At 74.6% G+C, this 22,452-nt stretch carries 19 protein-coding genes and 2 pseudogenes; 16 read left to right on the top strand and 5 right to left on the bottom strand.

The genetic code is table 11. The features are described from left to right. The 3 genes and pseudogenes from ABZ783_RS22505 to ABZ783_RS22515 form a co-directional block, all read left to right on the top strand. Positions 1-354: pseudogene (locus tag ABZ783_RS22505) on the top strand (transposase); the annotation flags it as partial. 115 nt (positions 355-469) lie between these two features. After that, positions 470-1,675 (top strand): helix-turn-helix transcriptional regulator, encoded by a 1,206-nt coding sequence (locus ABZ783_RS22510; protein ID WP_357441638.1) that lies wholly within the window; start codon positions 470-472, stop codon positions 1,673-1,675. 10 nt (positions 1,676-1,685) lie between these two features. Beyond that, positions 1,686-2,423, top strand: coding sequence for a 5-formyltetrahydrofolate cyclo-ligase (locus ABZ783_RS22515; RefSeq protein ID WP_357441435.1), 738 nt, complete (start codon positions 1,686-1,688; stop codon positions 2,421-2,423). A 231-nt stretch (positions 2,424-2,654) separates the two neighbouring features. Here ABZ783_RS22515 and ABZ783_RS22520 read toward each other — a convergent pair. Continuing rightward, positions 2,655-2,857: pseudogene (locus ABZ783_RS22520) on the bottom strand (type VII secretion protein EccB); the annotation flags it as partial. Between the two features lie 289 nt (positions 2,858-3,146). Between ABZ783_RS22520 and ABZ783_RS22525 the strand changes: the two are divergent. The 6 genes from ABZ783_RS22525 (at position 3,147) to ABZ783_RS22550 (ending at position 7,594) form a co-directional block, all read left to right on the top strand. Then, positions 3,147-3,416 carry a metal-sensitive transcriptional regulator gene (locus ABZ783_RS22525; RefSeq protein WP_357441436.1) on the top strand — a complete coding sequence of 90 codons (270 nt, stop codon included), beginning with the start codon at positions 3,147-3,149 and terminating at the stop codon, positions 3,414-3,416. 126 nt (positions 3,417-3,542) lie between these two features. Beyond that, complete coding sequence (locus tag ABZ783_RS22530) at positions 3,543-4,943, top strand: MBL fold metallo-hydrolase (protein WP_357441437.1); 1,401 nt, start codon at positions 3,543-3,545, stop codon at positions 4,941-4,943. A 91-nt stretch (positions 4,944-5,034) separates the two neighbouring features. After that, complete coding sequence (locus tag ABZ783_RS22535) at positions 5,035-5,625, top strand: rhodanese-like domain-containing protein (protein ID WP_357441438.1); 591 nt, start codon at positions 5,035-5,037, stop codon at positions 5,623-5,625. Continuing rightward, entirely contained in the window at positions 5,622-6,533 is a 912-nt protein-coding gene (locus tag ABZ783_RS22540; RefSeq protein ID WP_357441439.1) for a sulfite exporter TauE/SafE family protein, read from the top strand. Before ABZ783_RS22535 ends, ABZ783_RS22540 begins: the two co-directional genes overlap by 4 nt. Continuing rightward, a complete protein-coding gene (locus ABZ783_RS22545) occupies positions 6,472-7,080 on the top strand; it encodes a class I SAM-dependent methyltransferase (protein WP_357441441.1) in 609 nt (202 codons plus the stop codon). Before ABZ783_RS22540 ends, ABZ783_RS22545 begins: the two co-directional genes overlap by 62 nt. A 34-nt stretch (positions 7,081-7,114) precedes the next feature. Then, on the top strand, positions 7,115-7,594 hold the full coding sequence (locus ABZ783_RS22550; protein WP_357441443.1) for a hypothetical protein: 480 nt from the start codon (positions 7,115-7,117) through the stop codon (positions 7,592-7,594). A gap of 18 nt (positions 7,595-7,612) precedes the next feature. Here the strand turns inward: ABZ783_RS22550 and ABZ783_RS22555 are convergent, their stop codons facing one another. Continuing rightward, a complete protein-coding gene (locus tag ABZ783_RS22555; protein WP_357441640.1) occupies positions 7,613-8,617 on the bottom strand; it encodes a zinc-binding dehydrogenase in 1,005 nt (334 codons plus the stop codon). Positions 8,618-8,894: 277 nt separating this feature from the next. Between ABZ783_RS22555 and ABZ783_RS22560 the strand changes: the two genes are divergently transcribed. Continuing rightward, positions 8,895-9,608 (top strand): spermidine synthase, encoded by a 714-nt coding sequence (locus ABZ783_RS22560; RefSeq protein ID WP_357441444.1) that lies wholly within the window; start codon positions 8,895-8,897, stop codon positions 9,606-9,608. A 63-nt stretch (positions 9,609-9,671) separates the two neighbouring features. On the opposite strand, the gene ABZ783_RS22565 is transcribed toward ABZ783_RS22560, so the two are convergent. After that, entirely contained in the window at positions 9,672-10,358 is a 687-nt protein-coding gene (locus tag ABZ783_RS22565) for a DJ-1/PfpI family protein (protein ID WP_357441445.1), read from the bottom strand. A gap of 30 nt (positions 10,359-10,388) precedes the next feature. Further along, positions 10,389-13,628, bottom strand: coding sequence for a heavy metal translocating P-type ATPase (locus ABZ783_RS22570; protein WP_357441446.1), 3,240 nt, complete (start codon positions 13,626-13,628; stop codon positions 10,389-10,391). A gap of 217 nt (positions 13,629-13,845) precedes the next feature. Here ABZ783_RS22570 and ABZ783_RS22575 point away from each other — a divergent pair, with 217 nt between their 5' ends. From ABZ783_RS22575 to ABZ783_RS22585, 3 genes are all read left to right on the top strand, one after another. Further along, on the top strand, positions 13,846-14,043 hold the full coding sequence (locus tag ABZ783_RS22575) for a cation transporter (protein WP_357441447.1): 198 nt from the start codon (positions 13,846-13,848) through the stop codon (positions 14,041-14,043). Positions 14,044-14,062: 19 nt separating this feature from the next. Next, positions 14,063-15,142 (top strand): NAD(P)/FAD-dependent oxidoreductase, encoded by a 1,080-nt coding sequence (locus ABZ783_RS22580; RefSeq protein WP_357441449.1) that lies wholly within the window; start codon positions 14,063-14,065, stop codon positions 15,140-15,142. Between the two features lie 291 nt (positions 15,143-15,433). Continuing rightward, positions 15,434-18,451, top strand: a complete 3,018-nt coding sequence (locus ABZ783_RS22585) for a BTAD domain-containing putative transcriptional regulator (protein WP_357441450.1) — start codon at positions 15,434-15,436, stop codon at positions 18,449-18,451. An 85-nt stretch (positions 18,452-18,536) separates the two neighbouring features. Here the strand turns inward: ABZ783_RS22585 and ABZ783_RS22590 are convergent, their stop codons facing one another. Further along, the gene (locus ABZ783_RS22590) at positions 18,537-18,794 is read right to left on the bottom strand and encodes a heavy-metal-associated domain-containing protein (protein ID WP_357441452.1); all 258 of its coding nucleotides are present in this window, start codon (positions 18,792-18,794) and stop codon (positions 18,537-18,539) included. Positions 18,795-18,933: 139 nt separating this feature from the next. Between ABZ783_RS22590 and ABZ783_RS22595 the strand changes: the two genes are divergently transcribed. From ABZ783_RS22595 to ABZ783_RS22605, 3 genes are read left to right on the top strand one after another with little or no spacing between them, the layout of a single operon-like run. Continuing rightward, on the top strand, positions 18,934-19,065 hold the full coding sequence (locus ABZ783_RS22595) for a hypothetical protein (RefSeq protein ID WP_274534593.1): 132 nt from the start codon (positions 18,934-18,936) through the stop codon (positions 19,063-19,065). Positions 19,066-19,098: 33 nt separating this feature from the next. Next, on the top strand, positions 19,099-19,884 hold the full coding sequence (locus ABZ783_RS22600; protein ID WP_357441454.1) for an ABC transporter ATP-binding protein: 786 nt from the start codon (positions 19,099-19,101) through the stop codon (positions 19,882-19,884). Position 19,885: 1 nt separating this feature from the next. Next, the gene (locus ABZ783_RS22605; protein ID WP_357441456.1) at positions 19,886-22,414 is read left to right on the top strand and encodes an FtsX-like permease family protein; all 2,529 of its coding nucleotides are present in this window, start codon (positions 19,886-19,888) and stop codon (positions 22,412-22,414) included. Positions 22,415-22,452: the final 38 nt, after the last annotated feature.

The raw sequence follows: 22,452 nt of genomic DNA on the forward strand, positions 1-22,452 counted from the left end.
CGCGAACGTCCACGACAGCCAACTGCTGCTGCCCATGCTCGACAGCGTTCCGGGGATCCGCACACCCAACGGGCGCCGCCGCTGGCGGCCGGACAAATTGCACGCCGACAAGGCGTACGACGCCGCGAACTGCGCCGCGAGGTCCGGCGACGAGGGATCAAGGTACGCATCGCCCGGAAGGGCATCGAGTCCTCCACCCGTCTGGGCCGGCACCGCTGGGTCGTTGAAGCCTGCATGTCCTGGCTAATGCGCTACCGACGCCTCGTTCGCCGCTATGACCGCAAGGGCGATCACTTCGAAGCCTTCGCCACCATCGCCAGCACCCTGATCTGCTACCGCCGCCTCACCAAATGAGATGCGCCCTTAGTCGCCGCCCGCGTCTCCAACCAACCGGCGAGGGCAGGCGGTTCCCAGGGCGGCAATGACGCAGAACTGACGCATCCTCATTGCGCTACGCCGCGTGAGCTGGATGAATGGATTCGTGATGGTGAGCGGCGGAGGAGGGCAGCGCGTCGGCAAGCGCCGGTATCGGCTGGCCGAGCGCCGCAAGGCGATCGGCTTGAGCCAGGAACGCCTTGCCGAAGTTCTTGGCGTCGACCGCTCCACTATCGTGCGGTGGGAGCGGGCAGAAACTGATCCGCAGCCTTGGCATCGACCGCGCTTGGCTGCGTCTCTCAAACTGTCGGTTGAGGAGTTGGCTGACCTGTTGGTCGATGTCGGCCAGCCGCCGTCGCCGCCCAACGAGCGTCTCAACTATGTGCTGCGGAACCCCCGCCGCGTCGACCTGATCACCGTCGCGTACCTACGGGAGCGCGTACAGCACCTTGACGAGCGCTACGACCGGACACCTTCGACGCTTCTACTCGCCGAAGCGGGGCAACTGCACGGTCAGGCAACCTTCCTCCGTCAGCACGCCAGCGATGGCTTGGTTCAGCGTGAACTGGCCGCTGCAGTCGCCGAGTCCGCCACGCTGATGGGTCAGCTCGTGTGGGACGCCTCTCAGCGTCATGACCACGCCGCCAGCGCCGCATACTTCGACCAGGCCATGCGCGCCGCGCAGGACACCCACGACGCGGTCACCGAGGCCAACGCGCTGCTCCGCAAGAGCTACCTCGCTCTATACGGCACCAAGCAGCCGACCGCTGGCATTGCACTGACCGCGCGCGCCGCCGCCGTAAGCCGCAACGACAGCCACGTGGTCGCGGGCCTCGCCCAGCTACACCGTGCCGAGGCACACGCGATGCTCGGCCAGACCCGGGAATTCTCCGATGCCCTTGGTGCCGCTGAAGACCACTTCGCCTCGGTAGATCGTCAGGATCCCGCCTCTGCCCTTTTCTGTCCCAGCCATCATGCGCGGCTCGCGGGCTCTTGCTGGCTGTCGCTGAGCAAGCCGGCGGACGCCATCACAGCCTTGGAGAAGGCCCGACAACTCATCGCCGCACGCCGCAAGTCGACCGCTGTCGTCCTCGGCAATCTCGCCCTCGCCAGCATCCTTCATCGTGACGTCGATGCCGCCACGTCCTACCTGCACCAGACCATCGAGGTCATCGAGCGAACGCGCGCGGGTGGTGGCCTCAACCTCGCCTTCGCCGCGGCCCGCCAGCTGCGTCCCTGGCGCGACCTGCCCTCGGTCCAGGACGTCAACGACCGACTGCTTACCCTCATGACGCCATAGGAGCAGCAGCGTGACCAGCATCGACCATGCCAAGCAGTCCGTTCGGCGGCGCGTCTGGGACCTCCTTGAACGCGAAAGCGCCGCACCACCCGGCGTTCATGGCCACATCCCCGACTTCACCGGCAAGGAAGACGCCGCCACCCAACTTGCCACGTTGGATGTCTGGAAGCAGGCACGAGTCATCAAGTGCAACCCGGACCGAGCCCAGCTACCCGTCCGAGTACGCGCCCTCCAAGAGGGCAAGCTGCTCTACATGGCGGTCCCGCGACTCGCCACACCGAAGCCCTTCTACCTGCTTGACCCGGCCGTTCTGACGGTCCCGTTCGAGACTGCCGCCACCGGCACCAGCGCACCGGACAACACCCCCACAGTCGCCCCCGACGACATGCGCCCCGTAGACCTGATCATCTGCGGCAGCGTCGCTGTCAGCCGGCGGGACGGCGTACGGATCGGCAAGGGTGCCGGCTACTCCGACCTCGAGATCGCACTCCTCACCGAGGCCGGACTCGTCACCAAGGGCACCGCCATCGCCACCACCATCCACCACACCCAACTCCTCGACGAGCAACTACCCCACGCAAGCCACGACTTCAACGTCGATCTCGCGATCACCCCCACCGAGGTGCTCACCTGCACGACTGATCGAGATCGACCGGCAGGCATCATCGGAAGAGACCTCCGTCAAGATCAGCTAGACAACATCCCTATTCTGCGCGGCGCAAGCTGGCACGACGCGCACAACCGGTAGTCGGGCCGGTCGGAACGAGTGGTCTCAGGTGTCAACGCTGGCTTGACCATCGGAACCTGCACCTCGAGCAGACGGCTGGGTCGAACCCCAGTTGCTGCGGGTCGCCGAGAGAGGCGATCACGCCGGTCGCGTGTGGACGTTGCGAACCGACGGATCCGCGGAGAAGCCCGTTACCGGCTTCACCGCCGGCGGGCCTCCTACCTGCTTAAGTTGAATGGGCAATACTTGGATCGAACCAGTAACCTCTTCGGTGTGAACGGTGGGGTCGCGCCAGGAACCGCCCCAGCCAGCGAATAGGCCGTGCAGGGCGACGCCACCGAGCGCGATCACGGCGACCAGCACACAGGCGAGGCCGGCGCCGGCCAACCGCCGGAACGGCGACCGCGCGGGCCCGTCTTCCACATCACCAGCGCGGCGACGCCCAACTGGACGATGAACTGGTACGAGCTGGTCCTGCCGCAACGGCATCGGGCCCCTCCGGGTGGATCGTCGGGGCACAGCGCTCCGTTGATGCCTCGGGACCCTCCGTGGCTACGGTGGCCGCAGACCCGGTCGAATCCGGCACCGGCCCCGTCCCGGGACGGCCGGTCGATTTCCGCCAGTGAATCGCGCCGCAGGACCCCGCGGACCCGGGGCGGGCCACCGACCGGGTGAGCGACCACACGACCGCGCGGTGGCAAGCGGGTACCCCCGGGGGTATGTTGGGAGCCGGGAGGTAACGCGATGAAGCTTCGGCCCGAGATGACCAGTGAGGCTCTGACCCGGCTCAAGCGGGCCCGGGGCCAGCTCAACGCCGTCATCGAGATGATGGAGAACGGCGAGGACTGCCGAGCGGCGTTGACCCAGCTCGCCGCCGTGTCCAAGGCGATCGACCGGGCCGGCTTCAAGCTCATCGCCTCCGGGATGCGGCACTGCGGCACCGCCCGCGACCGGGGCGAGCAGCCGGAGATGACCGAGGAGGAGCTAGAGAAACTCTTCCTCGCCCTGGCCTGACAAAAGAATTCGACGCCCACGCCGCCTCAGCGCGGCGTGGGCGGGTAATCGCGCCCGTAACCCGGGCCGAAGTCTGCCTCCCATATACCCCCGGGGGTATAAGAGGATGGGGAAGGAGAACGGCAAATGGCAGTCGAGGTGTCCGTCGTGGCGACGTCCTCGCTCGGCGACCGCAGCTACCTGGCCTCCGACGGACGGGTCGCAATCGCGGTCGACCCGCAACGGGACATCGACCGGATCCTGTACCTGGCCGGGGCGAAGGGGGTGCGGATCACCCACGTGATCGAGACGCACATCCACAACGACTACGTCTCCGGCGGGCTCGAACTGGCCCGGTTGACCGGCGCCCGCTATCTGGTGGCCGCGGCCGACGAGGTCGGCTTCGACCGGGTGCCGGCCTCCGACGGCGACGTGGTGCCCATCTCGGACGCCCTGCGCCTCCGAGTGGTAGCCACGCCCGGCCACACCTTCCACCACCTGTCGTACGTCCTCGACGAGGCCACCGACGGCGGTTGGCAACCGGCGGGGGTCTTCACCGGTGGTTCCCTACTGTTCGGCACGACCGGGCGCACCGACCTGCTCGGCCCGGAGCACGCCCACGAACTGGCCCACCACCAGCACGCCTCGGCGAAGCGGCTGGCCGACCTGCTGCCCGACGGCGCCCAGGTGTGGCCCACGCACGGCTTCGGCAGCTTCTGCTCGGCCGCCCAGGCCGACGCACCCGACTCGACCATCGGCCGAGAGAAGCAGGCGAACCCGGTGCTGCGGCTCGCCGCGGACCAGTTCGTCACCGAGACCCTGGCCGGACTCGACGCCTACCCGGCGTACTACGCCCACATGGGGGTGGCCAACCTCGCCGGGCCGGCCCCGGTGGACCTCACCCCGGTGACCCGGGCCGACCCGGCACAGTTGCGCGAGCGGATCGCCGCCGGCCAGTGGGTGGTGGACCTGCGGCACCGCAAGGCGTACGCCGCCTCGCACCTGGCCGGCACGGTCAGCCTCGGGCTGGACGGGCCGATGTCGACCTGGCTCGGCTGGCTGATCGACTGGGGAGTGCCGATCACGCTGCTCGCGGAGACGCCGGAGCAGGTCGCTGACGCCCAACGCGAGTTGGTCCGGATCGGCATCGACCGGCCTGCCGCCCAGGCCACCGGCACGCCCGAGCAGTGGGCGGCCACACCCGACCAGCTCCGGGCGCTGCGGACGGCCGACTTCTCGGCATTGGCCGCGGCCCACGCGGGCAACACGCCCGCCGGCCTGCCCGCGCCGGACGTGGTCCTCGACGTGCGGATGACCTACGAGTGGCAAGCCGGCCACGTCGACGGCGCGGTGCACATCCCGCTGCCCGACCTGCCCCGGCGGCTCACCGACGTACCGACCGGCGTCGTCTGGGTGCACTGCGGCTCCGGCTACCGCGCCACCGCCGCGGCGTCGCTGCTGGCGAACGCCGGCCGCGAGGTCATCGTGATCGACGACAGGTTCGACCGGGCCGCTACGGCCGGCGTGGCCATGGCCGGCAACGCCTGACCCGTACCCGAATCCGGCCGGCGCGTCCTGGCGCCGGCCGGTGCCCCACCCTGCCGCCAACCCATAGCGATTTGCCCCAGAACGAGGAGAGATGAGCGCTTCCGAGACCACCCGCCCGGCCACCCTGGACGCCGCCACGCTGCGCGAGCTGATCGACTCCGGGCGGTCTCCCCGCCTGCTCGACGTACGCACCCCGGCCGAGTTCGAGACCGCCCACATCCCCGGCGCCTACAACGTCCCGCTGGACCTGCTCCGGGAGCACCGTGCGGAACTGCGCAACCACCTGGCCGAGGAGGTGGTGCTGATCTGCCGCTCCGGCGCCCGCGCCGGGCAGGCCCACCAGGCGCTCGCCGAGATCGGCCTGCCGAACCTGAAGGTCCTCAACGGGGGCATGCTCGCCTGGCAGGCGACGAACGCGCCGATCAAGCAGGGTAGGCAGCGCTGGGACCTGGAGCGCCAGGTCCGGCTCGTCGCCGGCTCGATCGTGCTGCTCAGCGTCCTGGGTTCGGTGCTGGTGCCGGGTCTGAAGTGGGTCGCCGGGTTCATCGGCGCCGGGCTGACCTTCGCGGCGCTGACCAACACCTGCGCGATGGGCATGCTGCTGAGCAAGCTGCCGTACAACCGGGGCGCGAGCTGCGACCTGGACACCATCGTCGGCAAACTGCGCGACACCCGGTCATGACCGGCACCGTCGTCCTCACCGTCGGCCTCGCCGTCCTGATCGGGGTCAGCCTCGGCCTGCTCGGTGGCGGCGGGTCGATCCTCGCCGTGCCGCTGCTGGTCTACGTCGCCGGCCAGCCGGCGAAGGAGGCGATCGCCACGTCCCTGCTCGTGGTCGGCGCCACCAGCGCCGTGGCCCTGCTGCCGCACGCCCGGGCGGGACGGGTCCGTTGGCGGACCGGGCTGGTCTTCGGTGTCGCCGGGATGGCCGGCGCCTACGCGGGCGGCCGGTTGGCCGCGTTCGTCCCTTCGGCGTTCCTGCTCACCGGGTTCGCGCTGATGATGCTGGCCACCGCCGTCGCGATGATCCAGGGCCGGCGCGCCGCCGCGGGGCGGCCGGTGCCGCACGAGCTGCCGGTGCTCCGGGTCGTCCTCGACGGGATCGTGGTCGGGCTGGTCACCGGCCTGATCGGCGCCGGCGGCGGCTTCCTGGTGGTGCCCGTCCTGGCCCTTCTCGGTGGGCTGCCGATGCCGGTGGCGGTCGGCACCTCGCTGGTGGTGATCGCCATGAAGTCCTTCGCCGGCCTGGCCGGGTACCTGTCCAGCGTGCGCATCGACTGGGGGCTGGCGGTCGCGGTGACCGTCGCCGCCGTGCTCGGCAGCGTCCTCGGCGGCCGGCTCGCCGGACGCGTCCCGGCCGACCTGCTGCGCCGGGCCTTCGGCTGGTTCGTCGTGGTGATGGGCGTCTTCGTGCTCGCCCAGCAGCTCCCGGCGAAGCTGGGACCGGCGGTGGCCGCGATCGGGGCGCTCACGCTGGCCGGTACGGTCACGGTGGCGGTGGGGCGACACCGCCGAAGGAGGGGACACAGTGGACAGCAGCGCGTGGGACGCGCGGTACGCCGACACGCCGGATCTGGTGTGGGGCGCTGAGCCCAACCGGTTCGTCGTCGAGTCGGTCGACGGGCTCACCCCCGGCAGCGCGCTCGACCTGGCAGCCGGCGAGGGACGCAACGCGGCCTGGCTGGCCGAGCGCGGCTGGCGGGTCACCGCGGTGGACTTCTCGCCGGTGGCCGTCGAGCGGGGTCGCGAGCTGGCCGCCCGCCGGGGCGTACCGGTCGAGTGGCGGGTGGCGGACGTGACCACGTACCGGCCGGTGCCCGGCAGTTACGACCTGGTCCTGATCAGCTACCTGCACCTGCCCGCCGAGGACCTGGCGCGGGTGCTCGACGCGGCGCGGCAGTCGCTGCGTCCCGGCGGCACTCTGGTCGTGATCGGCCATGACCGGGCCAACCTCACCGGCGGCACCGGCGGCCCGCAGGACCCGGCCATCCTGCTCACCCCGGAGGCGGTGGTCGACGGGCTGGCCGGGCTGCGCATCCAGCGGGCCGAGACCGCCCGCCGCCCGGTGCCCACCGACGACGACGGCAGCGTCGACGCCCTCGACACGGTCGTCGTGGCGACCCGACCCGACGCCTGATCCGCACCGCCGGCCCGGCGGCTAGCGTCGGGTCATGGACGCCGACCGGCCGCCGATCCGGCCCGCCCTACCCGATCAGGTCCGCCCGGCGGGCGCCCCGGCCGCGGCTGGGACGACCGACGGCCCCATGCCGGGCGGCCCGGCGCCGAGGGAAGCCGGCACTACCCGTGCCCCCTCGGAGGCCCAGCCGAACGACGGCCGACCGGCGTCCTGGCGGCGACCACGTCTCGTCGTGGACGCAGTGGCGCTGCTGGCGGCCGTGTTCGCCGTGCTGGGCTTGATCGGCGTCGCCTGTGGTGGCTGGATGGCCGTGGACGCGTGGAACAGCCCCGAGGGCATGGCCGGGCTGGCCGCGTACGTCATGCTCATGCTCTCCGGCATGGTGGCCGTGGGGGCCACGACCGTCGCGGCGGTCGCCCTGTACGCGCGCGGGTCGAACCGCGTCGCGGCCGCTCTCTGCGCGCTCGTGATCGCCGGCGTGGTCGGGCTCTTCCTCCTGCGGTTGACGGCGTGAGGGCGGCGTCTCCCGGGTTCACGGGCGCAGGATCAGGCGGATCGGGTTGCCCTGCTTCTCCTGGACCCGGCGCACCGCCTCCGGCGCGTCGGCCAGCGACAGCACGTCGCTGACCGACGCGGACAGGTCGAGCCGGCCCAGCCCGGTGAGTGTCACCAACTGCCCGACGTGCTCGGCCTCGGAACCGTAGTGGCCGAGCACCGCCTGCCGGTTGTAGGTGAACCGGCTGTCCGACGGGATGCTGATCGGCTGGTTGGCGATGCCGGCGAGCACGAGCCGGCCGTGCCGGCCGAGCACGGTCAGGGCCTGTTCGCGGACCGCGGGGACGCCGGCGAAGTCGAACGCGACGTCGAGCCCCCGGGTGCCGACCAGCTCCAGCATGGCGTCCTTGAAGCCGCCGTCCTTCGGGTCGAGGGCCAGGTCCGCGCCGAGGGCGAGCGCCCGGTCCCGGGCCGCCGGCAGCGGGTCCACGGCGATCACCGGTGCCGCGCCGACCAGCAGCAGCAACTGCACCGCGTGCGCGCCGAGGCCACCGACGCCCCACACCGCGGTCGCCTCCGCCGGTCGGACCCGCCCGGTGTCGGTCACCGCGGCCCAGGGCGTGGAGACCGCGTCCGGAATGATGCATGCCTGCTCGAACGGGAGCAGGTCCGGGACGGGGACCAGGGTGTCCTCGCGGGCCAGGGTGTACTCGGCCCAGCCGCCGTCGTAGTCCACGCCGCGGGTGAGCACCAGGCCGAAGCGGTCCCGCTCCCCCGCCTGGAGCAGCACCCGCTGGCCCGGTTCCCAGCCCCGCACCCCCTCACCGAGCGCGTCCACGGTGCCCGCGACCTCGTGGCCGAGGGTCACCACGTCGCCGGGCAGGTACAGCGGGGTGAGGGTGCCGTCGATCAGATGCACGTCCGACAGGCATACCCCGGCGGCGGCGACCCGGATCCGGACCTCGCCGCGTCCCGGCTCGGGCACCGGGACCCGTTCCATCCGCAGGGCCCGCTCGGTCAGGTGCAGCCGTCCGGCCAGCATGTCCGCCACGCTCGGCTCCTTCCTTAGCCGTCCTCGATCCCGACGGCTCCAGGTCGCTGCGCGGCGACAGACCGGTATCCGGTCCGGAGCGCCGCCTGGCGGCGCGCAGGCCGCGTCCTGGCCGCCAGCCGAGCTGGAGTCGTCGTGGGCGTACCCGGGGTGGCCCGGGCGATGCCACCAGCGGCGGAAAAAGGGGGCCCGAGCCCGGCGGACGGCCGGGCCGGGCCGGACAGGCCGGTAACATCCGCCTCACGGAACCGGCGGAGAGGACCACCCGGTGGGCGCGCGATTCGAAGAACTGGCCTGGCGGGAGACGCCGATCGGTGAGTTGAGCCTGCGCCGGCGCCGCGAGCCCTCGCTCGACGTCGACGTGTACGAGGTGAAGCTCGACGACGAGTACCTGATGTCCAGCCTGTTCCCGGTCGCGGAGATCGAACTCGCCCGGCTCGGGTTGGCCACCCTGGCCGGGGACGCCTTGGACGTGGTGGTGGGCGGCCTCGGGCTCGGCTACACCGCGCGGACCGCGCTGGAGGACCCGCGGGTCCGGTCGCTGCTGGTGGTCGAGGCGATCGAGGACGTGATCGACTGGCATCGGCAGGACCTGCTGCCGTTCGCCGCCGGGCTGGCCGCCGACCCGCGTACCCGGTTCGTCCGGGCGGACTTCTTCGCGGCGGTGGACAGCGGGGCCGGCTTCGACCCGGAGTCGCCGGGCCGGCGGTTCCACGCGGTGCTGCTCGACGTGGACCACTCGCCGCGTCAGGTGCTGCACCCCAGCCACGCCGGCTTCTACACGGTGGACGGGCTGCGCCGGCTCGCCGCGCTGCTGCACCGCGACGGGGTCTTCGCGCTGTGGTCGAACGACCCGCCCGATCCGGCGTTCCAGCGGGTGCTCACCGAGGTGTTTCCGACCTCGGTGGCGCACGTCGTCCGTTTCCCCAACCCGCTGCAGCGCCGGGAGTCCGCGAACACCGTCTACGTGGCCCGGCACTGACCGGCCCAGGTCGTGCGGGCGGCTCCCGGCCGGCACGCCGGGAGCCACCCGCGGTGGGAGATCTCAGCCGAGCACCAGCGCGGGGTTCGCCCGCAGCGCGGCTACCACGGGGGCCGGCGCGGTCCTCGGCGACCCGGCGGCGTACGGGGGCTGCGGGTCGTACTCGATGCCGAGCTGGAGGGACTGGGCGACCCCGTCGCCGGCGATCCGGCCGGCCAGGGTGAGCGCCATGTCGACGCCGGCCGAGACGCCGGCCGCGGTGACGTACTTGCCGTCGACGACCACCCGCTCGGCGGTCGGCTCGGCGCCGAACGCGGGCAGCTGGTCCAGGGCCAGCCAGTGCGAGGTGGCCCGGCGGCCGGTGAGCAGCCCGGCCGCGGCCAGCAGCAGCGAGCCGGTGCACACCGAGGTGGTCCAGGTGGTGGTGGCGTCGACAGTGCGCAGCCAGTCGAGCAGCCGGGCGTCGGTCATCCGGGCGATCTGCCCGGGGCCGCCGGGGACCACCAGCACGTCCGGGCGGGTCACCTCGGCCAGGGTGGCGGTCGCCGCCAGGGCGAGACTGCCCACGTCGGTGGTGACCAGCCCGGCCGGCGACGGCTCCAGGTCGGTGCGCGGCGCCGGCCGTGCTGAGCTGGCGTCGTCGGAGGCGACGAAGACGGTACGGGCGCCGGGTAGCCGGCCGAGCACCTCGTACGGGCCGACGGCGTCCAGGGCGGTGAACCGGTCGAAGAGCAGGATGGCGATCTGCATGGGAGGTTTCCTTTCGGGCGGGACGGACGGTCAGCGGGCGTCGACGGTGAACGGGACGGTGATCACCTGGCCGTCGGCGCGGCGGAACTGGCCCCAGAGCCGGTAACGGCCCGGGCGGGGGAAGTCGACGTGCAGGTCGAGGTCCGGCCCGTAGGTCTGCCCGGGCAGGGCGAACACCGGCCGGCCGTCGGCGTCCTCGGTCTCGGCGTGCTCGTGGGCGAAGCTGTCGCCCGCCGCCGACATGACCACGACGTGCCCGGCGGCGGCGAGGTACGGCCGCAGCCCGGTCAGCGGCCGGCCGGTGGCCGCGTCGGCGAAGCGGTAGGTGAAGCGGCTGCCGCCGACCTTCGCGGTCCCGTCCAGCGTCACCTGCACGCCGTCGACGACCTGCTGCCGCCCGGACACCCTCGCCGGCTCGTGGATGACCTCGGCCGGGTCGCCGACCGCCACGTCGTGCCGCTGCACCACATCGGTCAGCTCGCCCTTGCGGCGGAACTCGGTGTGCACGATGTACCGGCCGGGGGTGGGGAAGGTGAGGGTGACGTCGAACTCACCCGGCCGGCCCGCCGGCTGCGGGTGGACGTGCGCGAAGCTGGCCAGGTCGTCGCGGACGGCGATCAGGTGCATCCACGCCTCGTGGCTGCGCCCCACGTCGCGGATCGGCCGGCCGGTTCCGGCGTCGGTGACCCGGACCCGCACGGTGGTGGGTCGGCCGGGCGCCACGTCGGCGGGCAGCCGGAGGTCGACCCGGAGCCCGGCGTCCGTGGCGGGCACCGGTTCGGTCTCGGCGGTCATCATGGTGCTCATCGCCGGCCGCATCGGCATGCCGGTGCCCTGCGTCCAGGCGAGCACCTCGTTCATGCCACGCGCGGCGGCGTCGGTACGGCTCAGCGCGGTGAAGCCGGCGCCGACGGCGAGCGCGAGCGCGGCCACCCCGGCCAGGTACGCCCACTCGCCGAGCCGGGCACCGAGCCGGGACTGCAGCGCGGCGGCGGTGTCCGGTCGGCGGAAGCGGCGCAGTCGCAGCGCGTTGGTGACCACGCTGACCGAGCTCATCGCCATCGCGGCGGCGGCGAGGGACGGGTCCAGCAGGATCCCCCAGGCCGGGTAGAGCACCCCGGCGGCCACCGGGATGAGCAGCACGTTGTAGCCGAACGCCCAGCCCAGCCCCTGCTTGATCGTGGTGACCGTACGCCGGGACAGGGCGATGGCCGAGACGATGCCGCGCAGGTCCCCGCCGACCAGGGTGATGTCGGAGGCGGCGATGGCCACGTCGGTGCCGGTGCCGATGGCGATGCCCAGGTCGGCGCGGGCCAGCGCCGGCGCGTCGTTGATGCCGTCGCCGACCATCGCCACCACCGCGCCCCGCTCCTGCAGGGCGGCGACCCGGGCGGCCTTCTCCTCGGGCCGGACGTCGGCGATCACCTGCGCGATGCCGACCTCGCGGGCGACCACCTCGGCGGTGACCCGGTTGTCGCCGGTCAGCATCCACACCTCCAGGCCCAGCGCCCGCAGCTGGTCGACCGCGTCGCGGGACTCGGGGCGCAGGGTGTCGGCCACCCCGATGACGCCGGCGAGCCGGCCGTCGAGGGCCACGAGCACCGGGGTGCCGCCGCGCGCCGCCACCGCGGCGGCCGCACCGGACAGCGGGTCGACGTCGACGTCGTGGGCCCGCATCAGGGCCGGGTTGCCGATGAGCACGTGCCGGCTGTCGACCCGCGCCTCGACGCCGTGCCCGGGCACCGCCTCGAAGGAGTCCGCCGCCGGTACGGCGAGGTCGCGGGCAAGGGCGTGCCGGACGATCGCCTCCCCGAGCGGGTGCTCGGAGCCGGTCTCGGCCGCGGCCGCGTACGCCAGCAGCTGGTCGACGTCGACGCCGTCGGCGGCGTGCACGGCGGTGACGTCGGGCCGGCCGCGGGTGAGCGTGCCGGTCTTGTCCAGCACCACCGTGGTGATCCGCCGGGCCTGCTCCAGCGCGTCGCCTCCGGAGATGAGGATGCCCAGTTCGGCGGCCTTGCCGGTGCCGACCATGATCGCGGTCGGGGTGGCCAGGCCGAGGGCGCACGGGCAGGCGATGATGAGCACCGCGATCGCGGTGCCGATGCCGAAGGTCAGCCGCCCGTCGTCGGGTCCGGCGACCGCCCAGACGCCGAAGGTGAGCAGGGCCAGCCCGATCACCGCCGGGACGAACCAGGCGGAGACCGTGTCGACCAGCCGTTGCATCGGCGCCTTGGCGCCCTGGGCCTCCTGGACCAGCCGGACGATCTGGGCGAGAGTGGTGTCCTGGCCCACGGCGGTGGCCCGCAGCACCACCGAGCCGGTCCGGTTGACGGTCGAGCCGATGACCACGTCCCCGACCGTCTTCGACACCGGCATGCTCTCGCCGGTCAGCATGCTCTCGTCCACCGTGGAGGCGCCCTCGGTGACCGTGCCGTCCACGGGCACCTGCTCGCCGGGGCGGACCCGGACCAGGTCGCCGACCACGACCTCGTCCACCGGCACCTCGGTCTCCACGCCGTCGCGCAGCACCCGGGCGGTGCGCGGGCGCAGCCCGAGCAGCGCGCCGATCGCCGCGCCGGTCTGCCGCCGCGCCCGGGCCTCCATCCAGCGGCCGGTCAGCACCAGCGCGATGACCACCACGGAGATCTCGAAGTAGACGTGCAGCGGCAGGCCGAGCCGTTCGGCCGCCGCCGGCCAGAGCGTGACGAAGGCGCTGTAGGCGTACGCGACGGTGGTGCCGAGGGCGACCAGGGTGTGCATGTTGACCCCGCCATGCCGGGCCGCCGCCCAGGCCGCCCGGTAGAACGGCCGGCCCGCCCCGAACTGCACCACGGTCGCGACGACCAGCAGCGCCGGCATCAGCCAGTCCATCGCGTCGATGGACAGCGGCAGGTACATCAGCACCATCATGGTCAGGCCGGTGGCCAGGGTGAGTTGCCAGATCCGCTTGAGGCGGGTGACCTCCCGCTCCTCGGCCCGCTCGGCGTCCTCCTCGGCCGCGTCGGGGAGCCCCAGCGCGCCGCCCGTTGAGCAGGGCTCGTCGGCGGGGACGGTGGCCGTGTAGCCGGCCCGCTGCACCGCCGCGGTCAGCGCTGGCGGGCTCACCCGGGCCGGGTCGTAGGCCACGGTCGCCGTCTCGGTCGCCAGGTTGACCTCGGCCCGCGCCACGCCCTCGACCCGGCTGAGCGCCCGCTCCACCCGCCTGACGCAGGACGCACAGGTCATCCCGCCGATGTCCAGCGTGCCGGAGACGACCGTCGGTGTCGTCATCGCACTGCTCCTCTCGTACCGGGCGCCGCAGGCGCCCTGGCTGGTTGCCGCCCGTCGTGCGGTCGGTGTCGCCACGCTCCCGGCCGCCGCTGTCCGCCCGCTGTCCGCGACCCGTCGGCCGGTCCGGGCGTGCGCGACAGGGCTTGGACAGCGCCCGCCGGCACGGTTCGAGCTGCCGGGCCGCCACAGGGCGGCCCACCGAACGAAGGAGCAACCCGTGCACCAGCTCGTGCTCTCCGTGCCGAAGATCAGCTGCGGCCGCTGCGTCGAGGCCATCCGGGAGGAGGTCGGCCTGGTCGCCGGCGTCCACGCCGTGGCGGTGGACCTGGCCACCCGCACCGTCCGGGTCGACGGCGACGCCGACCGGGCCGCCGTGGTGGCCGCCATCGGCGAAGCCGGCCACCAGGTCGCCTGACCGCAGGAGAGACGGACCGATGGACCTGGACACCGTGATCGTCGGCGGCGGGCAGGCCGGGCTGGCGCTCGGCCACCACCTGCGCCGCGCCGGCGTGCCCTTCGCGATCCTCGACGCGCATGGCCAGGTGGGCGACGCCTGGCGGCAGCGCTGGGACTCACTGACCCTGTTCACCCCGCGCCGGTTCTCCGCCCTGCCGGGCCTGCCGTTCCCCGGCGACCCGGACGGGCACCCCGGCAAGGACGAGGTCGCCGACTACCTCGCCGGCTACGCCGCGCACTTCGACCTGCCGGTCCGGCTCTGCTGCCGGGTCACCTCGGTCCGCCCCGGTACGGCGGGCGGCTTCACCGTCGACACGTCGACCGGGCCCCTACACGCCCAGCGCGTGGTGGTCGCCGCCGGGGCGTTCCACACGGCCTGGGTACCGGAGGTGAGCGGCCGGCTCGCGGCCGGCGTCACCCAGCTGCACAGCAGCGCGTACCGCAACCCGACGCAGCTGCCCGGCCGGGTCGTGGCGGTGGTCGGCGGCGGGAACACCGGGGTGCAGATCGCCGCCGAGCTCGCCGACCACGGCCGGCGGGTGGTGCTTTCCGCACCGGCCATCGGCCCGGTGCTGCCGCAACGCTGGCTCGGCCGGGACATCTTCTGGTGGTTCTCCCGGCTGGGCACCATGCGGCTGAGCGCCGAGAGCCGGCTCGGCGGGCGGATCGCGGCCCAGAACCCGATCATCGGCAGCGACGTGGCCGGGCTGCTGCGGCGGGTCGACCGGGTCGGCCGGGTGGTGGACGCCGCGGGGGACATGCTGCTGCTGGCCGACGGCGGGCGCCGGCGGGTGGACGCGGTGGTCTGGGCCACCGGCTTCCGCCCCCGCTACCCGTGGCTGGCGGTGCCGGTGACCGACCCGTCCGGCGAACCCGTGCAGCGGCAGGGGGTGACCGACTGGCCCGGCCTGTACTTCCTCGGCATGCCCTGGCAACGCGCCCGCGGCTCGGCCGTGCTCGGCTGGGTGGGCCGGGACGCCGAGGTGCTGGCCGCCCGGCTGGTGGCGGACCGGCGGCTGGCCCTGCCGCCCCGGCCGGCGCCAGCCGTCCCGGCCTGACCGTGCAACAACCCGACCGTCCCCCTCACCGCGCCGCATCCGGCTGTCCCGGGCCGACCGGCCGCCACCCGGCCGGCCAGCCGTCCGGGCCAACCCGACCGGCTTCCGGCTGTCCGGCCGGGTCGGCAGGCGGCTCCCCCACCCGGCGGGCACGCCCGGCGGCGGGCGGCGCATCGCCTTTCGGCCGATCGGCCGAGGGCCGGCCGGGACGTAGCATGGGGCCCGCCCGGGGGCAGCCACCCGGCGATCGGGGCGGGCCCCAGGGCCGACGCCGCAGCGGACGGGAGTGCGATGAGCGGGGACAGTGGGCCCACGGTGAGCTTCGGGGTGCTCGGCACCATGGAGCTCCGGGTGGCCGGCCGCGCCGCCGCTCCGCTCGCCCCGGCGGTCCGGGCCCTGCTGGCCCGGCTGGTGCTCGCCGCGGGTCGGGTGGTCTCCGCCGACGCGCTGGCCGACGCGCTCTGGGGCGACCAGCTCCCGGCCGACGCCACGAACGCGCTGCAGTTGCGGGTGTCCAAGCTGCGCCGGGCCCTGGCCGCCGCCGGGGCGGGCGGGGACCTGCTGGTCACCCGCGCCCCCGGCTACCAGCTCGCCGTCGCCCCCGATGCGGTTGACGCGTACCGCTTCGAACGGCTGCTGGAGCGGGCCCGCACCGCGACCACCGGCGACGGACCCGCCGCCGCCCTGGCCTGCTTCGACGAGGCGCTGGGGCTGTGGCGCGGGCCGGCCCTGGCCGACGTCGGCGACGCCGACTGGGCGCTGGCCGAGACCGCCCGCCTGGCCGAACTGCGCCTCGGCGCGGTGGAGGACCGGCTGGAACTGCTGCTGGACGCCGGGCGGCAGGCCGAGGCGGTCGCCGACCTGGAACGCCTGGTCGTCGCCCACCCGCTGCGCGAGCGGCTGCACCGGCTGCTGATGCTGGCGCTCTACCGGGGCGGGCGGCAGGCGGCGGCGATCACCGCGTACCACGCGCTGCGGCACCGCCTCGCCGACGAGCTGGGCATCGACCCGGCGCCCGAACTGCAGGCCCTCGCCGGGGCGATCCTGCGGCAGCAGGTGCCAGCCCCGGCCCCGGCGGCTCCGGCCGCCCCGTCCCTCGCCCGTGCGGCTGACCCGGCCGCCACGCCGCAGACCACGGCCCCGGCCGCGCGGATTCCCGCCCCCCGCGCAGCCGAGCGCGGCGACCTGCCCCGCCGGCTCTCCTCGGTCATCGGCCGGCAGGACGACGTGCAGCGCGTGCTGGACCGGCTGCGCGAGGCGCGGGTGGTGACCCTGACCGGCCCGGGCGGCGTCGGCAAGACCACCCTGGCGCTGGAGGCGGCACGCCACGCCGACGCCACCCTGGCCGACCGGCTGCACCTGGTCCGCCTGTCCGCCGTGGCCAGCGGGACCGACCTTCCCGAGGCGGTCGCCGGCCAGCTCGGCGTGGCCGCCGGCGGTCCGGGACCGGCCGCCACCGCGGCGCTCGTCGCCTGGCTCGGCGCCGGCCGGGCGCTGCTGGTGGTCGACAACTGCGAGCACGTCATCGACGAGGTGGCCGAGCTGGTCGAGCAACTGGTCGCCGCCTGCCCGGCGCTGACCGTGCTGACCACCAGCCGGGAGGCCCTCGCGGTACCCGGGGAGACCCAGCTCGCGGTGGCGCCGCTGGGCGTACCGGACGGGCCGGCCGATCTCGCGCGGCTCGGCGACAGCCCGGCCGTGGCCCTGTTCGTCGACCGGGCGCGGGCGGTCCGCCCCGGCTTCGTCCTCGACGAGGCGACCGCGCCGGTGATCGCGGACATCTGCCGCCAGCTCGACGGCATGCCGCTGGCCATCGAGCTGGCCGCCGCGCGAGTGAAGGCGCTGCCGCCGGCGGAGATCGCGGCCCGGCTGCACGACCGCTTCGCGCTGCTCACGACGGGGGCGCGGACCAGCGAGGCCCGGCACCGGACACTGCGGGCCACCCTCGACTGGAGCCACGACCTGCTGACCGAGGCCGAGCGGCGGCTGCTGCGCCGGCTGGCCGTGTTCCGGGGCGGCTGGGACCTGACCGCCGCCGAGCGGGTCTGCGCGTTCGACGGCCTGGCCACCGACGAGGTGCTCGACCTGCTCTTCCGGCTGGTCGACCGCTCCCTCGTGGTGCCGGACCCGACCACCGGGCGGTTCCGGCTGCTGGTCACCATCCGGGAGTACGCCGCCGCCCAGCTCGCCGAGGCCGGCGAGACCGCGGCGGCCCGCGACCGGCACCTCACCCACTTCACCGAGCTGGCCGAACGGTACGGGCCGCATGCCCGGACCGACGCCGACGCCTGGGCGCGCCTGACCGAGGAGCACGACAACTTCCGGGCCGCGGTCGACCGCTGCCTCGACCGGTCGGACGGGGTCGACGCCGGCCTGCGGCTGGCCGACGCGCTCTTCCTGTTCTGGAACTACGGACCCCGGTACGAGGGGATCCGAGCCCTGACCGCGCTGCTGGCCGCCGGCGGGGCCGCCCCGGCCGCCCGCGCCACCGCCCTGCAGCGGATCGGCCTGCTGGGCGTCTACTACCCCACCGCACAGACCCGGGCCGCCGCACGGGCGAGCCTGGCGGAGTTCGAGCAGCTGGGAGACCCGGCCAACACGGCGGTCTCCCGGCTCGTGGTGGCCTGGGAGGGCCAGTACGACGGCGACCCGGACGAATACCGGGCGATGGTCGCGCAGGCCCGCGGCGAGCGGGGCGACACCGACGACCCCTGGTGGCACGGGACGGTCTGCTACGTCGAGGCCCTGCTGGACCTGCGCACGGGCAACTTCGCGCGGTCCGCCGAGCAGTGGCGGCGCACCCTGGACCTCACCCGGCAGGCCGGGGACCGTCTCCTGCCCGCCGGGATCCTGGCGCACCTCGGCATCGCGCTGCGCGAGGCCGGCCGGCCCGACGAGGCGATCGCCGTCCTCGAGGAGGCGGCGACGGAGGCCCGGGTCAACCCCTCCCCGCACGCGCTGGCCTTCACCCTCGTGCAGCTGGCGCACACCCGGCTGGATCGCCGCGAGGTCGCGGGCGTGCCGGCGATGCTCGCCGAGGCGGCCGACACCGCCCGCCGCAGCGGCAACCCGCGCTGCCAGGCCTGGGCGGCCTGGGGCCGGGCCCGGATGGCGTACGCCGACGGCGACGCGGCCACCGCGTCGGACGAGTGCCGCCGGGCTGTGGAGCTGCTCGAGGAGCGTGAGTTCCCGTGGGCCCGGCGCCGGCTCTGGTCGTTGACGGCCGAGGCGGCGGCCGCCGACGGCCGGGAACCGGAGGCCGAGGCGGCCCGGCGGGCGGCGGCGGCCCTGGCACCGACGGCCCGCTGACGGAGGCGCCGGCCCCTGGCGGCGGGCCGTTGCGCACGGACGCCGGCTCGGGCGGTGACGGGGCGCTGACCACGGCGGCCGGGCGCTAGCCGGGACGGCGACACTCCGGGCCGGCGGGGCAGACCGCCAGGCCGGCGCGCTGCAGGGCGGCCGGGTCGACCTCGCCGCCCACGCGCAGCAGGCCGGCGTCGCCGTCGAAGTCCAGCGACACCACGCCGGGCAGGTCACTCACCCGCCGGCTGACCGCGCGTACGCAGCGCCGGCAGATGCCGGACGGCAGGGCCACCGTCACCACCCACGTCGGGTCCGCGGCGGGCGCCGCCGGGTCGTTCCGTTCCACCATGCCCGCCAGCCTGGCCGTGGCCGCTGGCGGCGGCCTGTCCATCCGCTGTCCGCCCCGGCGGAATCGACAGCCAGCGTCCGGACAGCGCGGCCGGCCAATCTCCTCCTGTCACCGATCCGCACCTGACCGAGGAGTCGCCATGAACCACCTGCTCGCCGCCGACCTGATCGAGCTGGAGCGCGCCGAGCTGGTCCGCCGGCTGCGCCGCGACCGGCACGTCGCCACCGTCCGCGCCATCCGCACCGAGGCGCGCCGCCGGGCCGCCCGCTGAGCCACCCACCCCCCCACAAACAGGAGATCTACCATGACCACGAGCACTGTGATGTCGCCCCGCCCCACCTCGACCGCGGTCGCCGTGCAGGCCCGGGACGTCGTACGCACCTACGGTCGCGGCGCCGCCGCCGTCCGCGCCCTCGACGGCGCCACGGTGTCAATCCCGGCCGGCCGGTTCACCGCGATCATGGGCCCGTCCGGGTCCGGCAAGTCGACGCTCATGCACGCGCTGGCCGGCCTGGACACCGTCGACGCCGGGCAGATCCTGCTCGGCGGGACGGACCTCGGCCGGCTCAGCGAACGGCAGCGCACCCTGCTGCGCCGGGACCGGGTCGGCTTCGTCTTCCAGTCCTTCAACCTGGTGCCGACCCTGACCGCGCGGGAGAACATCCTCCTGCCGCTCACCCTGGCCGGCCGCCGACCCGACCCCGAGCGCCTGGCCCACCTGGTCGCCACGCTCGGTCTGGCCGACCGGCTACGGCACCGGCCCGGTGAGCTGTCCGGCGGGCAGCAGCAGCGGGTCGCGGTGGCCCGCGCGCTGATCACCCGTCCCGAGATCGTGTTCGCCGACGAGCCGACCGGCAACCTGGACTCGTCGGCGGCCGAGGCGCTGCTCGGCTTCCTGCGGCAGGCCGTCGACGACCTCGGGCAGAGCATCGTGATGGTCACCCACGACCCGCACGCCGCCGCGTACGCCGACCGGGTGGTGTTCCTCGCCGACGGCCGGATCGACGGCGAACTCGACGCACCGACCGTGCCGGCCATCCTGTCCCGCATGGCGCGCCTGGCCGCGCCCGCCACCACGGGAGCGAACTGACATGTGGCGCCTGACTCTGCGTACCACCCTGGCCCGCCGGGCCCGGCTGGCCCTGACGCTGCTCGCGGTCGTCCTCGGCGTCACGTTCGCCACCGGCGGCCTGGTCCTCACCGACACCTCCACCCGGCTGCTCGACGACCAGTTCCGCACCGCGACCGCCGGCGTCGACCTGACCGTGCGGGACGCGGTCGCCTTCGACTCCGCGATGGGCGTCGAGGTGGCCCGGGACCCGCTCCCGGCCGACCTACCGGCGCGGATCGCCGCGGTGTCCGGGGTGGCCACCGCCCAGCCGCTGGTCCGCGGCCAGGGCCTGCTGGAGGTGGCCGGCACGCCGGTCGTGCCGTCCGGGGCGTCCGTGCTGGCCTCCTGGGCGCCGGCCCCGGCGGGCTCGTTCACCATCCGCAGCGGCCGACCCCCGGCCGCCGACGACGAGGTGGTCCTCGACGAGGACACCGCGCGCGGTCACCGCGTCCGGCTCGGCGACACCGTCACCGTCCGGGCGACCGACACCGCACCGTTGCGGGTGGTCGGGCTGGCCGGGTTCGGTGACCGGGGCGGCCTGCCGAACAGCACGGTCGCCCTGGTCACCCTCCCGTCGGCACAGCGGCTGCTCCGGCTCGGCGCCGGCGTCTCCGAGGTGGCGGTCGTGGCCGCGCCCGGCGTCGCCCCCGACGAGCTGCGCAGCCGGATCACCGCCGCGCTCGGCGCCGACTACGAGGTCGCGGCGAGCCGCGACATCGCGGCGGCCGGCGCGGCGGCGGCCCGGGACCAGCTGAGCTGGCTGCAACTGGTGCTGCTCGCCCTGGCGGGCGCCGCCCTGCTGGTCGGCGCGTTCCTGATCGCCAACACGTTCTCCATCGTGGTCACCCAGCGGACCCGGGAACTCGCCCTGCTCCGGGCCGCCGGCGCGACGGGCGGGCAGGTGCTGCGCTCGGTGCTCGGCGAAGCGCTGCTGGTCGGGCTCACCGCCTCGGCGGCCGGGCTCGCCCTCGGTGTCGCCGCCGCCACCGGCATCCGGGGGCTGGCCCGGGCGTTCGGCGTACCGCTGCCGGCGGGCGGGCTGGTGCTGACCGGCCGTACCGTGCTGGTGGCCTTCGCGGTCGGCGTCCTCGTCACGGTCGGCTCGGCAGTCGGGCCGGCGCGGCGCGCGGCGGCGGTGGCGCCGGTGGCGGCGCTACGCGAAGCGGCCGCCGCCCGCACCGGCCGGGTCCGAGTCGTGGCCGGCGCGCTGGCCGCCGTCGCGGGCCTGGCCGCCACGGCGGCGGTGCTCGCCGCGGACGCGCCGGTCCCGCTGCTCGGCGTGGCCGCGCTGGGCGCCGTCGGCGGGCTCGCGCTGCTCGGGCCGGCCCTCACCCCCGCCCTGGTACGCCTCGTCGGCCGGCCGCTGGCCGCCGCCGGCGTGACCGGCCGGCTGGCCACCGACTCGGCGGCCCGCACCCCGCGGCGGACCGCGGCGACCGCCCTGGCGCTGGCCCTCGGGCTCGCGCTGATCAGCTTCATGGCCGTCCTCGGCACCTCGGTCAACAGCTCGGTCCGGCAGTCCTACGCCGAGGTGATCAGCGCCGACCATGTGGTGGAGAGCGCCCGCAACGAGATGCTCGGTGGCCTCTCCCCCGCCGTGTACGACCGGGTCAGCCGGCTGCCCGAGGTCGCTGTGGCGTCCCGGCTGCGCTACGGCCACTGGCGCGACGGGGACGCCACCAACGCGCTCACCGCCGTGGACCCGGCGACCCTGCCCCGGGTGACGAAGCTACGCTTCACCGCCGGCAACCTGGCGGCGCTGGACGGCGGCGGGATCGTGCTGGCCGAGCACGTGGCCCGGGACCGGGGCCTGGCCGTCGGGGACGACCTGCCGATGACGTTCTCCCGCACCGGCACCCACACCCTGCCCGTGGTCGGCCTGCTGCGCGACGGGGATGCCCGGGCATTGTCCACCGACTACCTCATCTCGCTGGACACCTTCGCCCGGCACTACAGCGAGGAGATGGACGCCAGCGTCCTCATCCGCACCGCCGACGGGACAGACCGGGCCGCCGCCGAGCGGGCGATCAAGGCCGCGCTGGCCGACACCCCGACCGCGCAGCTACGCGACCAGGCCGCCGCGGTCGCCGGCCGCACCCAGATGATCGACCAGGTGCTCGGCCTGGTGACGGTGCTGCTCATGCTGGCCGTGCTGATCGCCCTGCTGGGCATCACCAACACCCTCGCCCTGTCCATCACCGAGCGCACCGCGGAGATCGGGCTGCTGCGCGCGGTGGGGATGACCCGCCGGCAGCTGGGCTGGATGATCCGCGCCGAGGCGGTGCTGGTCGCCGCGCTGGCCAGCGTCCTGGGGATCGTGCTGGGGGCCGGCTTCGCCGCCGCCACGGTCCGCGCGCTGGGCCGGGACGCCCCGACCGTGCTGGCCGTGCCGACCGGCCGGCTGCTGCTCGTGCTGGCCGTCGCCCTGGTCGCCAGCCTGCTGGCCGGTCTGCTGCCGGCTCGCCGCGCCGCCCGGCTGGACGTCCTCGCCGCCATCGGCACGCCCTGACCCGTCCCGGGCCGCCACCGTTTCTCAAAAGGAGCAGA

This window comes from Micromonospora sp. NPDC047738 (genome assembly GCF_040642675.1).
In the GTDB taxonomy this organism is placed as follows: Bacteria; Actinomycetota; Actinomycetes; order Mycobacteriales; family Micromonosporaceae; genus Micromonospora.